This is a genomic window from Pseudobutyrivibrio ruminis AD2017 (genome assembly GCF_000424305.1).
Classification (GTDB): Bacteria; Bacillota; Clostridia; order Lachnospirales; family Lachnospiraceae; genus Pseudobutyrivibrio; species Pseudobutyrivibrio ruminis_B.
Genome location: NZ_AUJQ01000013.1, coordinates 14,608 through 28,945, shown reverse-complemented (window position 1 = coordinate 28,945; position 14,338 = coordinate 14,608). Strand labels below are relative to the sequence as shown.

Genomic DNA, 14,338 nt, shown 5'->3' with positions numbered 1-14,338 from the left:
TATATTAAACCGTTACTAGTTACAAACTAGTTACAAAGAAAAAATAATTTATAAGTTTTTTTGTAACACCCTGTTACGACTTGAAAATACTGAATTTTTTCTGTTTTCTATATGCCTGTGCTATGAATAATGCTGCAAACAATCCAATTAGTATTCCATAGGTTCTAGCCGTGTCTGCTCCTATGCTTCCAGTAGCTGGCAGATATACTGTTTTAAAATCAAGCCAAACCAAATCGAATACGCAATTGCCTTCCATATATGTATCATCCTGCCAATCATTTGATTCAATTAAGAAGGACAGTTCTGATAGGGCATAACCTGGTACATGGTCTGTTTGTACTATCAAATATTCACCTGTAATTATTCCACCAATAGCTATTTGGCCTTCATCATTTACATTCAGGTCTGCATATTCTGTATATTCGTAGGTTACATTTAAATCCTTGTCATATATCAGCTGCACCTTATCCTTGTTTTCCGCATCTACCTGCGTAACAGCTTCGTTTATGTCTCCTGAATATGTATTTGATTTCTTATATAAAGTAAATTTGTCATCCAGCATTCTTGGTGCTGTAGCAAGTATCTCCTCACTGGTCTTTTGGTAAGAATCTGCATATCCCATACAGGCTGTAATTCTTATTCCGTAGGCTGCAGCGCGAGAAGATGTTTTTGTATTAGCCCTTAGGTTTCTATCCAAAGGACTTACCGAATAACTAAGATTCGTATAGATATCGTACCAGCCATCTGCTGTACTATACTGATTCTTTTTTGCACTTACTGATGCTTTTAAAGTAGAGATGTCCACAGATGTATCAAGTGATACTACAACAACCGACATTCCTCTAACCTTATAAACAAGATTTGATTTGTCCTCTGTCGTTTCTGTTATTGCATCTGTTGCAATGGTTTCTGTTGATTCATCCGAAGCTTCTTCCTGCGATGTCTCATTACCTTCTTCCTGGACTTCTTCTACATTTTCTTCTTCTGCTTCTTCTTCAGTCGCAACATTCTTTCCGACTTTTTTAAGATGATCTTCTTCTATTGTATAAATTGTCTTATATGCTGCGTTGTATGCATTTATCGCAAGCTCTGGATCCCCATCTGGACCTGCCAAATGATTTCCATCCAGCTCGTAATAATAATCCTGTGAACCAAAGAAAATATAATTATCACTGTAGTCCTTATACATTACTATGTTGTTATAGGTCATTACAGAGTATGCACTATCAGGCAACGCCTCCTCAGTATCATCATTAACAGACGTAAGCTTTAGACTATTCTCAACATACTCCATACCATTTGGAATAACGAATGATATGGTAAGTACTCGTTTTCCATCAGAATACATTTCATTATAGGTAGGCATCTGCAAAATAGATTCCACAGTAACCTGGTCATCATATTCTGTCATTGGAACTGTTTCAGCTACTACTCCTCTGTCCTTAGTGTCATTTTTAATGGTTGATTCAACTGTTGGTACGCTGTAGTCATCCTCCGTATAAGTAATATTTTTTTCACCACCCGGAGCTAGTACAAACCATTCCAAATCGTATACTCTTGTTTTACCCTTTGGCAAAACAATATAAAAACCTGGCTCAATCTCTACCGTATTTCCGATACCAACCTGATATTCAAAGGACTGCCCCTGCAGATTTGCTACACCTGTAGATGTATTCTTAAGTCCATCTAACAGCAGCTCACAAAATTCTTTCGAATCCTTTTCTTTCATTTTCTGCAATCCGCTTGGACTTAAATCTGCGTAAAATTTTCCTGTTCGATTGTCTGTCATCCATGTGGTTACAGCTGAGGCCCAAGTATAGGATGATGAAGATTCATCATAATTACAGATTCTATAAATCTCCACCACATCGCCTACATCCAAGCCCTCAAATACAATGCTTGATATAGCTGAAGCATATGAAACTGTACCTGAAAACATTGTTAGAATAAGTGTAAACACTATCAACAATGTCTCTGTCATCCTTTTCATATTATTGTCACCTCAGTTAACAAATACATTCCAATTAACCGCGCCCTCTGGCTTTGTAAATTTAACTACATTATTGTTTATTTCTACTGCTTTCTCCCGATTTACTCCTGGCAAATCTGTTTCTGCCATTGTTTCATCCATGCTTGTTGAATAGCTTATTTCTCCTAATACCTTATTATCCACATCAAAAAATATTGCCTGTATATCGGTAACGTTTGATTCTTTGACGTTTGTCTCAAATTCTGTAAACTTCAATATACCTATGTCGTCTTTATTAACTGCAAATATCCTTGGGCTATCCTCTCCTAAATCAGAAGCCACTACCTCTATTACGTACTTTGGATTATCAGCCCCTATAAATTTCGGTCTTGCAAATACCCAACTATCTCCAGGTCTAAGAACCATGGATTTATCTGTATCAAGACATGTGCATTCCCATTTTTCTGGTTCACCTTCGGCTACATCAATGAAATAATAATAGTAAAGCTTTACAAGATATGCCTTCGGAGCATTTTCACTATTATGAATTTCTATATATTCCGCATTTAACTCATTGGCCGATGGTATCCCCTTCTTGATAGAAAGATATGGATTATCAATTCTTTGCACTAATTTTCCATCTTCTGATGCCAGCTCCTTATATGCCAAATTCGGTAATTCGAAATCTATTATTGAAGTTTTTTGAGCCTCCAAAATCCTTTCATTTGCTTCGTCCAATTCGGATTTTGTTTGTTCTAATTCTTCTTCATACTTAGCGTTTTTATCCGTCAGGCCCTGAATCGCCTTCTTCAACTCCTCTATGCTTGAATTTAACGCACTAATAGTTGAATTCTGCTCTGAAACCTTATTTTCAAGATCCTTTGCCTTCTTTTCATATGAAGAAGTTGAATTCGAGGAAGATGATGTCGTATTGTTTTTGTTGTTTGTATTTTGTGTAGGTTGCGTTGTTTGTTGTGTAGTCTGTTGAGTAGTTGTTTGCTGTGTGTTTTCCTGTGTAGCTGTTGACTGTGAAGTGGTTGTACTTGATGATGTGCTACTGCTTGAGCTACTACGGTTGCTACTAGTAGATGATGATGAACCTCCACCAGAAGAACCTGATGACCTGGTTGCAGAACCACTACTTACAGCAGATTGTTCAGTATTTGTGTTTGTCTGTGCTGCTTTTTCTTCACCAAATGATTTGTCTGCTCCCTGGTCAATAGTAACCGCTGAACCATCCGGATCAGTTACCTCCAAAGCCATAGCTGTGTTGTTATAAACATTTGTTACCAAATCACCATTTAAAACAGCTAGTGTTGATTCTTCAGCTCCTGCTTCCATATATAATTCCGCAGAGCCATATATCTGCATGTTCAAAGGAACCGAACTCTTAACAACTGAACCTGTAGCTCCAGCCTGTAGGTTAACATTAAGCTTCTGGGCACCTACTCCTGAAAGACTAAGATTCGTCTTGCTATACATATCCAGCCCTTCCAAAGTTCCATCTATACTTACAGACGAAATGGAATCATCCGCCTCTAAAGACATAGCCTTTACCGTTCCATATATTTCAACCGCAAGAGTTGAACCATAAGCTATGTTGGATATTGATTCAACTGTTGCATCAGACTCAACAACGACATGGCTGGCAGTTGCTGATAGTACCATGTTGTTACCACTAGCATGCTCCACCCATGTATTAGCTGAAATCTGTTTAATATTAATCGTGTTAAAATTGGCATAGTTCGACACTTCCGTGTAAGGTGCATCGATATTTAGCGCCACGTTAGTGTAATCGCCTTCTGGAATTTCTATAGACTGTTCTTCTTCTGTCTGGATAGTAATGGCGCCAATACTTTCGTCCGTTGTGGAGGCCGCCAGCTTCGTATCCAATTCTTCTTGATTAGTAACAATAACGCTACCATCATCTGTGTAATTGTCTGTAACCGTATATGAATCAACAACCTCCTCAGTTGTGGTTGTTCCGATAGGAATTCCTAAGCCTTTATGCCTAATCGCAATAATAGCCAAAACTGTAGCCAAAACTACAACTGCACTTACCACCAGGGCAATAATTATGGACTTTTTTTCATCTTTCTCGAAGGTAATCACGTGATTACTCTTCACCATTTTGTTTTTTGCCATAAAAAATCCCCATAGACTACTTCCATGTTACTAGGATTGTAATCTACAGGGTGTTACAAACTCGTTACATCATGACATATCTAATAAAACCCCCAATGTAACCTCTGCCCAAGGATATTGGGACATATATTCTTCGGCAAATGAGTTTTTGGCCTGTTCATCTCCATTTAGATAATTCAAATAATCACAGGACATAACGTTAACATCTACACTGTAGCAATCCATATCATTCCTGAGAAAATTTGATATACCAATGTCTTCCATACTTTTTCTGATATCGTTGGCAAGCACCCTTATGTAGCCTTTTTTCTCTTCGTTGTCCTCCTCCTCTTCCCAAAGAGCACTTCTAAGCTCTCCAGTAGAAATCATGGCGCCCTTTCTATCTATAAGATAAGCCACCATTTCTTTTGATTTTTTTCTTGCAAAATGAACGGGAGAACCGTTATGGAATATTTCAAAATTACCAAAGCATTTCACTTCTAATGGCTTGCTTTGGTCTACTTGCCCGCCGCCTTCTCCAGTTCTTCCACGGCTTTTTCGAATTCTTTCGATGGCAGCCATCATATCTTCCTTAGATACAGGCTTTAGAATAAAAGCCTTAGCCTCCGTCTTCCAAGCGTCCAGGCTGTAATGGGCATAGCCTGTGGCAAATACAATATCTGCATCTGGATTAATCAAATGAAGCTGTTCTGCCAGCTTTAATCCATTCATTCCAGGCATATCAACATCAGAAAAAACCACGTCTGGCTTGTACTTAGCCATCTGGTCCATTGCTTCAAAAGGATCACTGGCTTTATAAATAGCTGCACTATCCCCTACAATTTCCTTCAGGGTATCAACCATACCTTCCACGATAATCTTTTCATCATCCACCACTAGATACTTCATTCTTTTTCCTCTTTGGAACATGCACTATTGCACGACAGCCCTCGCCAGGCTTCGAGATAACTTCCAGGCTACCATTTATCATGAATTTTAGTCTACTATCGGTGTTTTTTAGTCCAACATGATTCTTACCATCTATATTTAATTCATCAGAATCAAATCCTATTCCATTATCAGAAACCTCTACAAGGTGTTCATCCTCTGAATCCCAAACATGAATATTAACCTTTCCCCCTTCAACTTTTCTAGCCACGCCATGTCTAACAGAATTTTCTACAAGTGATTCCACTGAAAGTGGTGGCACTGAGAAATTTGTAGACTCAACATTTATGTCAACAGAAAGTCTGTCCTCATACCTTAGCTTTTGCATGTAAATATAATGCTCAATAATCTCCATTTCCTCAGAAATCGGAATACATACATCCAAATCGTATGCATCAATATATGACCTTAGAAATGTAGATAAATGATTAACAGCCTTGGCTGCCTCTTCTGGATTTTGCTTACACAAAAACTGAATTACATTCAGATTGTTGTAAATAAAATGAGGTTGAATCTGAGTCCAAAGCATTGTATTTTTGAACTCGTTATTGATTCTTTCCTTCTCCATTAATTCCTCAGCCTGCTTAAGCATTCGCTGATTTTTTTCAATCTCATAAAACATATACATCATAACAAGGGCCACACTAATAGCAATATTTATAACTGATGATACCTGCCCCGTTATAACCATTATGATTGCACTACCAACTGGAAATGATAAATATACTAATAATGAAACTCTTTGAAGTCTGGAAAAATATTTCCTATGATATGCTACAACTACTAAGATAAGAACAAAGCACACAAAAACTGGCACTAATGCCAGGTAGTACATGTCTCCTCTATGATAAAAATTATCCTTGTCAAAATAATAAATTACATGACGGAACTGATCGAAAACTAATGCACCTATCGAAAAGCACATTATTCCGTAGCCACAATAAGTAAATCCTGGCCAAAACTTACCGCCATTGTTTGTAACTACCGCTCTCAAAAATGATATAAAGTAGATTTCTAATAAATACAGGGTAAAATAAAGGGCAAAATTAGACAATCTAAGTATAACCAGACTGATATATCCTGGCTCACCATTATATGTGATAGCAAAAATATCACATACAAGAATAATGGTATTAAGCAGGAGCATATTTCCCAGCTGTACATTTTCTCTTTGTTCAACTCTTTTTCCTCTGTCAGTGGAAAAAGCTGCAACCATGCAAAAGATGGCGCCCCATATTTCCAATGCAGCGACTCCCATTGCTCCTTGTGGCACTAGTCGCCTCCTCTATTTCTACGTTAACGATTTTACAGTAGTGAAACGATAAAGAAACACATAAGTGCCAGTAACACTACTATTCCAATAGAATGTGCAATCAAGAATGTGTTGATTGTTGCTAACTTCTGTAGCACATCCCCTATAGTCTTAGAACCAAATCTCTCAGCAAGTGTTTCACGCATGCTTTCTGCAGCCGCCTCCATTTGCTCCTTCATTGGCTCTGCATAGTCCAAATTGTTTTGAAGAGTTTTCAGTCTTTCTTCAATGGCATCACACTTAGCCTCCACTGGCATGTTAAGCTCGTCAAAATCATCTCTAAGTGTAGACTCAATCTTTTTGATGGAACCAGAAACCTGTTCATCCATTCCATCAATTCGACTAGACATATCAGTAAGTGTTGCAGTAATTGCTGCTAACAGCTCCTGATTAGACTTGTCAGCCTGACGTATCATAGCCTTCAGGTCTGAATTTTCCTGACGTCTACTATCTAACGCATCTCTTAAGGCATATACTTCCCTTTTTAGGCGCTCAACCTCATCTCTGATTTCGTCATCACTCTTGTAGTCGTCATACTTGTCATCATACCTGTCATCCCTACGATAATCATCTCGCCTGTCGTCTCTGCGATAGTCGTCTCTACGATCATCTCTGCGATCGTCACGTCTGTCGTCACGTCTATCATCATATCTGTCTTCGCGTCTATCCCTTCGGTCGTCTCTTCGGTCGTCTCTTCGGTCATCTCTTCTATCGTCGTACATCACCATTACCCCCTGAATTAAAATCACTATAAATCACATATTGACAGCTTTGTTTATTAAATTCTAACACTAATTGTATGTAAAAATGTTTATCAAATGTGAAATCTTCAGTATTTAACAAAATATTTGTAAATTTTTCACATATAAAAAGGTCTCCTCTTGTAGAGAAGACCTAATAATAATTCTATTTACATGTATGACTTAGGGTCCACCTGGCGCTGTCTTAATATCATAAATACTAATGATGATGACATTATTACGATACCAATAATTGTAAATAACAGGATACCCTTACCACCTGTACTAGGTAATGTCAGTCCTTTGTAGTTAAGAACCTTCAGCACTGATATACCATTTTCAATAAGCTGCTTGTTTGAGCCGTAGCCATCAAAGAATCCACATAAGCTTCCATTGAATTCCAGCTGTGCTGTTTCATCATCTATTCTACTGATTGTAAACAAAATATCCTCTGCCAGTGAGTTATATCCACTAGGAGCCTTTGTCTCCATCAGTACATAGTTACCATCGTCCAAGCCCTTAACCAATATACCATTTTCTGTTGCTACTGATGTAAGAGAACCATTAAATGGTGTGTTTTCATCAATGTATCCTGCATTGTATTTTACAAATACTCTTGCAATTACATCATCCTTCTTATATTCAACACCACTTGGTGTAGTACCTTCTTCCTCCATGGTTTGCTCGTAGATATAGTAATCACTTTCTACACCTTTTGCGTTAATATCTTCTTGTATTTCTGCTAAAGTAAGACCAAGAGTATCTGACTGGCTGCCATTCATATCTGCCTGCCAAACAAATTCATTTTCAACCTTAAGATAGGTGTTCACTTCTTTATAGAGGTTAAACTGTGCGCCTGCCAAAGCTTCGTTGCTATCACCATCTAATTTGATTAGCTGCATTCCATATGTATAAGCTCGAACTGTATCTGCGATACCAGATGTGCCTTCATACACAATTGCTGCTGTATTATAATTTGCTTCTGAATTTACTTCAATCTTATCTGTAACAATTGCCTTATATGAAAGAGTTACTATTGCAGTATCATAGGTTCTGCCCTCTTCATCGTCCTTCATCATCTGCTTTAACACACCAACATTAAGATTAAGCTTGATGTATGTACATTCTACACCATCAGCATTTTCCTTTACCTTTATCTCGTCTAGTGTGTAGACTGGAGCTGATTGTTTAATCGCATAATACCTATGCCCTGCCTCATAACCATCCAGTGAAGCAAGTGTAGTGCAATTATAAGTATAATCGCTAATATTTGAATCACTAAGTTCATAATAATCTTCTCCTTCTGTTAGGCCTGATTTATCGTAAGTTTCATCTGCTATTTCATAATAATCAAATGGATTTGTTGGCCAGTCCTCACGTACAGAGTCTTCCTTAGAGCCTGTTGTTGTAAAGCTCACATCCAATTCATTAGATTCGCCATCATTATTAGCATCGTAAATTGTAAATGCAGGACTCATGTAATCTTCAATATACATTGAATATGTCTGATCCATTGCCTTTGTATAGGTTACTCTATCTTTGTAAAGAGTAGGTAATGTAATATCTACATCAAAATCTACTACCTCGCCGATTCTTACATCGTCAGCCTGTTTATTATTTATAGTTTTATCAATTGTTGCGTCTGCAGATTTTAATTCTGCAAAATAAACTGAATCAACATAATAGTTTCCTTCAGGCCCATTTACCTTTGGTGTCAAATCCTTAACTACTGGAGTATATCTTTTAGCATCCTCTGTAACCATTACAGCATAGATTCCAAGCTCAAGATCTGAAAATGTTACCTCCAAGCCGTCTTCTTCAGTAACTGTTACACTCTCCTTGTATGGTGTAAGCTTACCTTCATAAACTGTATTTTCATTTTCGATACTAGAAGAAGAACCATACTCAATTACATTGAGTGGCCCACTTGAATCTCTGTTATAAAGAAGATACTTATAAAACTCTGCCCATGTAGACTGGCTTGCAGATGCTAAGTTCTTTGGAGAGGCATAGGCAGTCTTTATTGTTCCATCTGTTGAATAATTGTCATAAGCCTTTAGCCAATCTGATACCTGGGTCACCCAATATGCATCAGAATATTTCTTTGTGACTGTGTCGTAATTAACTGAAGCAATCTTATAAATAGTAACCTTTTCACCTACAGATGTAGCCTTAACTACAAGTGATGTTGTAGCATTTTCACTATCAACCTTTATATTAGTAGCTGCAGCTGTGCCCGAAGTGCTCTGTCTGTTATTAAGACTATCCACTTCAAAATCTGCTGCTAACGAATCAATTGCAAGCATTGGCATAAGTGACATACCAAAAACAATTGCAAATATGAGACTAAAAAGTCTTTTTGGGGTTAGATTTGCCTTTGAACCTTTCATAATGCCACCTTCCATTTCTTCTTGCACTTTGACATTTTCCTTTATGATGATTACATTTTAGACCAGGTCATGTTACAAAGTCGTTACATATAATTTTGTAATTTTTTGTAAATAAAAAAACACCCGAAGGCTTAATGCCTTCGGGTGTAGATTGTAAGTTTAGAAGTTTTCTTCCATTCTTCTTCTGTTTATCGCAATTATAATAACTGTACCCATGAGTACTGTACCAATGATTACGAATAACAGGATACCGATACCACCAGTACTTGGAAGTGTAAGACCTCTGTAGTTGTATACATCAATTGAGATGCATGCATTCTGGTTGATAACAGCTGTTTCAGGATCGTTTTCATCATAATTTTCTGAAATCTCTCTGAACCAGATTAATGACTTATCTGTTGTCTTAAGCTGTTCCTCATCCTCTGTAAGTCTATTGATTTCGAAGTAAATATCTTCTGCTAACTCGTTGTATCCATTAGGAGCCTTTGTCTCTACTAAGATATACTTACCATCTGCAAGACCATGGGCTGTGATACCCTTTTCATTACCTACAGAAATAAGTGTATCAAACTCACCAGTAGAACCCTGTGTAAATACTCCATTGTCGATTACAACCTTCTTGAAGTATCTTGATTCTCCACCTGACTCACCTGGAAGTACATAATAATCTTCATGGTTAGCTTCGTATTCTGTCTTCTGCTCTTCAGTAAGAGTATCTGTTAACTCTTTATAAAGCTTGAACTGTGCACCTGCAAGGTAGCTTCTCTCTGTTGCACTACCATCAATCTTGATGATATTCAAACCATATGTGTAAGCATAAACAGTATCATGCATTTCTGTCATAGAGCCGCCAGATGAATCCTTTTCATAGTATACGTAAGCTGTATTACTATTTTCATTAGAATTAATCTTAGCATCCTTATCAAGGTAAGCATAGTAAACAAGTCTGAAGCCTAATGCTTCTCTGTGCTCATTCTTTGCTAAATCATACTTCCAAGCTCTAACTGCTGGCTCATCAAAATCAATTCTAATCTTAAGTGAACCATCAGCCTGATTTTCAACTATGAAATCATTAAAGATACGTACATCGTTTCTCTGGAGATAGTAGTTTCCTACTAAATCACTATTCTTTGTAATGATATTTACATAGTCAAGCTGATCGCCTGCCTTATCACTTGTAAGTCCTACAGCGCCACCTGCGCTAGAAGTTGTAAATTTATATGGGCTACTTGTTGGAATACCATTCTGTGTAATAAGCTGCTGTTCCATTACGCCTTCGTTTTCATACAAGTAGTAAAGCTTAAGATCTAAGTCACCGCCTTCTAATAATGTGAAGCCTGGTGCCATAACATCCTCGAAGTATAACTGATATCCGCTACCTGTACCAGATGTAAGTCTATCCTTGTATTCAGGAAGCTGGAAGTCAATCTTAAACTCTATAGGATCAGCTGTGTTATTAATTTCTGCAATATCTTCCTTTTCATCATTGATGAACTTTTCAATAGTAGGTTCAACTTCCTTGATATATACAGTGAATAAATCCTGTACATAGTAGTTACCCTGTGGGCCTGACTGCTGTGGATATACAGCTGCTACTGTAACCGCATAGCTACTTGAACCTGCTCTTGCTGGTATTGCATAAATACCATAATTAATATTATCAAATTTAACTGCATATTTTGTTGCGCCAGGAGTACTTGCATTTACCTCAGTGCCTTCTGCATCAACATATACATCACTCATTGATGTAAACTGTCCGTCAGGATTTGCAATCAAATCTGTTAATTCATTTCTTGCATTTCCTTCAGAATCAATGATTATACCACCCTTGTTCTGAATCAAATCTTTATAGAATGCAGAAATAGTACTTGAAGATGCTTTTCCATTTGCAAGGTCATATGGTGAAGCTGCTGACTTAGAGTAGTTTGAATTATTAATCCAATCCTGAACTGCTGGCACCCATGCAACCTTGTTTAATGTCTTCTGCTCATCATTCCAAGTCATATCAGCAATCTTGTACATTGAAAGCTGATCTGATGATGTTGCAAGAACAACCTGTAAATCTGTATATGCTGTTGTTTCTGTTACCTTACGCTGATAAGGAACCTCCTCCTTGGTATACTGCTTGTTATTTAGACTATCTACTGCATAATCTGCATCAGGGTCATAAATCTTAAATGGTGAAACAGCCTTTGCTGTTATGGTATTTGATGCAAGATTTGTATTCTTTACAGTTGCAACTACTTCTGCATAATAGTAACCAATTTCCTTTGGTGGGGCTGTTAATACCTGTCCTCCAGATGTAATTCCAGCTCCATCAACCTTGTAATACTTAATATCAGATATTGTCGTATTAGCAGAACCTGCCGCTGATTTAATAGCGTTATCTCCTACTAATGTTGTGCTATTATATGTTTTTCCATCATATGCAACATCAGAGGTCTTAATCTGCATATCAATTGTTAAACCAAGTGTTGAATCATTAACTGCAAAATAAGAACACTTTGGTTCAGCAGCTGAACAATACATCTTAACAGTATCTGAACCTGCTGGTGCATAGAAATTCCAAATGTGACTTAGAGGCTGAGTTGTTGTCTTAAATTCAAAGTTAGTCTTTTCCTTCTGGCCTTCTTCTGTTAATCCTTGTACAGCATCACCATACTCTACAAAGAAGCCTGTAGATGTATAATCTGTAACCTTTGAAGAACCATATTGAGCCATGTTAGTAGAGTTAATATCATTCCATGAATAACCGGATGCCTTATAATATGGTGATGAAGAAGTAATCTTTCCACTTCTGGCACCGGTAGACCAACCTGTACCAATCTTAAGTGTTGTCATAGCAAACTCTATATTAGCGTTGTTTGGCTCACCACTATTCCAGTTGTTATACATTCCATTGCTGTCGGCTGTTCTCATAAGGGCGTCTGTACCCTTAACAGCATTTAGGAACTTACCACCATTAACATTGACATCAGGACCACATGACCAATACCAATAACCAATAGCATTATCTGTTTGACTGCTTGGCTCTGTAAATGTCTTGTAATAAGGAATACCATTCTTTGTATCAGATGCACCATGATTCATTCTGGTACCACCCATCCAACCGATTTCGTTAGATGTCTGATAAATGAAGAAATCTTCCTGTATACTAGATACAGTTACAAGATAACCCTGCAAGCCTTCATACTGCATATCAAGTGCTGTGTAGTATGCATATTCCCAAGTACCATATCTCCATGACTTTCCAGTAGGATCTGAGATTCCTGCTGCGCCACCAAGCTGATGATCAAACTTGATAAACTGATAATAATGGCCTGTATCTTCTGAATAGAAGGTCATGTATCTAACTATATCTCTACCAATAGAGAAGTTAATTTTCTGAGAAGAGTTTTGGCAATTTAAGAATTTAATTTTTCTAATATAGGCTGCAATATCAACCAGGTTCTTACCTTCTGGGATATTGATAACATAAGTACCATCTGTACTAAGCTTAGTCTCATAGGTGAAACCATTCATATTACTAGGTAGTACTGCCTTCTCACCATTAGTTCTTACAGAAGTAAAGTTAATAACAATACTTTTGTAAAGATTAGCACCTGTACCTAGACAGTTACTATAGGTCATCGTTCCAGAAACCGCGTCATAAGAAGGTTGACCTACATCAATCTTGTCTTTTACAGCAGCATAAGTTGGTACTGATGGTGCAACAATAGCAACCACCATCAAGATTATTACCAATAATGATAAAAATCTCTGTTTAAATGATTTTCCTCTTGCCATAAAAAAACCTCCAATCACTTCTCTCTAGTATTAAACACGTAAATGTATTAACCCACTTTGGATTCTGTAATGCCATTCTATAATTCGACCTGTTACAAACTAGTTACACTTTGGAAATTTTTTTATTTTTATGCTGATTTTTTATAAAGGCTTATTTTCTTCTATATATTTTTCCAGTATTTCTGCGGCATCCCCTATTATTTCTGGACAAGGACGCTTCTTATAATATTGCTCTGTTCTAGCTTCTGGAACTGGAATGTCATGCTTAACCTCTAAGCCTAACATTTCTCTACAGATGATAGTGCCATGCTTTTCTTCAAATCTATGTGCTAGCTCCTGGATTCTTGCATAATGCTCTGCCTTTATCTCACCAGTTTCTGGTCCATCATATCCATATAAAAGACCTGCCACCATAAACATACCTGTAACAGAGCCACATACCTCACGCAGTCTTCCCATTCCACCACCAAAGGATGATGCCATCTTGGATAGTGTAGCGCCATCCATAGGTAATATATCTTCAAAGGCTAGTACAATTGATTGAGAACAATTGTAACCCTTCTTGAAATTTTCCATTGCAATTTCTCTTCTTGTCATTGTTAATTCTCCTAATAAATATTTAGTGTGATACTTCTGTGACAAATCATCCTTTATTATATATCTATACTTAATGAAAGGGGAATACCATGAATAATAATTATAGAAACATTGAAATTAATACTATAGAAGGAATTAGATTTCGCTTCAATTACGATACCGAAGCAAAGAAAACAGAAAGAAGTCACTGCATATCAGAGGCTATGTTTTTTCTACTTGGTATCATTGTAATATCTGTGAGCTTTTCTTTAATAGAATTTTTTATGAGAAATCCTTTTTAAGGATTTTATTCTGCAACGGATTGTTAATTTCTTAACAGTTAGTTCCTTTAAGAACCAATCATTTCTAAAAAATCTTTCAGGCAATTCAACTGATTATCCTTTAAATTATATATTTTCTTTTGCTGCCCTTTACGCGTAGGGTGTATTTATGGACATTCTTAAGTCTTACTATTATCTCAGTTAATAAATGA

General features: G+C 37.1%; 8 protein-coding genes. All 8 read right to left on the bottom strand.

All coding sequences use genetic code 11. The features are described from left to right. Positions 1-73: 73 nt before the first annotated feature. The 8 genes from G611_RS0109320 to G611_RS0109285 all read right to left on the bottom strand — a co-directional run bounded on the left by G611_RS0109320 (position 74) and on the right by G611_RS0109285 (position 13,866). A complete protein-coding gene (locus G611_RS0109320) occupies positions 74-1,990 on the bottom strand; it encodes a hypothetical protein (protein ID WP_028243393.1) in 1,917 nt (638 codons plus the stop codon). 12 nt (positions 1,991-2,002) lie between these two features. Then, positions 2,003-4,114 carry a coiled-coil domain-containing protein gene (locus G611_RS0109315; RefSeq protein ID WP_028243392.1) on the bottom strand — a complete coding sequence of 704 codons (2,112 nt, stop codon included), beginning with the start codon at positions 4,112-4,114 and terminating at the stop codon, positions 2,003-2,005. A gap of 69 nt (positions 4,115-4,183) precedes the next feature. Continuing rightward, on the bottom strand, positions 4,184-5,002 hold the full coding sequence (locus tag G611_RS0109310; RefSeq protein ID WP_028243391.1) for a response regulator: 819 nt from the start codon (positions 5,000-5,002) through the stop codon (positions 4,184-4,186). Further along, positions 4,980-6,314: a sensor histidine kinase gene (locus G611_RS0109305; RefSeq protein ID WP_028243390.1), complete on the bottom strand. Its 1,335-nt coding sequence runs from the start codon at positions 6,312-6,314 to the stop codon at positions 4,980-4,982. Before G611_RS0109305 ends, G611_RS0109310 begins: the two co-directional genes overlap by 23 nt. A gap of 32 nt (positions 6,315-6,346) precedes the next feature. After that, entirely contained in the window at positions 6,347-7,075 is a 729-nt protein-coding gene (locus G611_RS15875) for a hypothetical protein (protein ID WP_051195191.1), read from the bottom strand. Between the two features lie 188 nt (positions 7,076-7,263). Beyond that, on the bottom strand, positions 7,264-9,483 hold the full coding sequence (locus G611_RS0109295; RefSeq protein ID WP_196801563.1) for a SpaA isopeptide-forming pilin-related protein: 2,220 nt from the start codon (positions 9,481-9,483) through the stop codon (positions 7,264-7,266). Between the two features lie 159 nt (positions 9,484-9,642). Then, positions 9,643-13,269: a SpaA isopeptide-forming pilin-related protein gene (locus G611_RS0109290; RefSeq protein WP_028243388.1), complete on the bottom strand. Its 3,627-nt coding sequence runs from the start codon at positions 13,267-13,269 to the stop codon at positions 9,643-9,645. A 141-nt stretch (positions 13,270-13,410) separates the two neighbouring features. Beyond that, positions 13,411-13,866, bottom strand: coding sequence for a C-GCAxxG-C-C family protein (locus tag G611_RS0109285; RefSeq protein WP_028243387.1), 456 nt, complete (start codon positions 13,864-13,866; stop codon positions 13,411-13,413). Between the last annotated feature and the right edge of the window lie 472 nt (positions 13,867-14,338).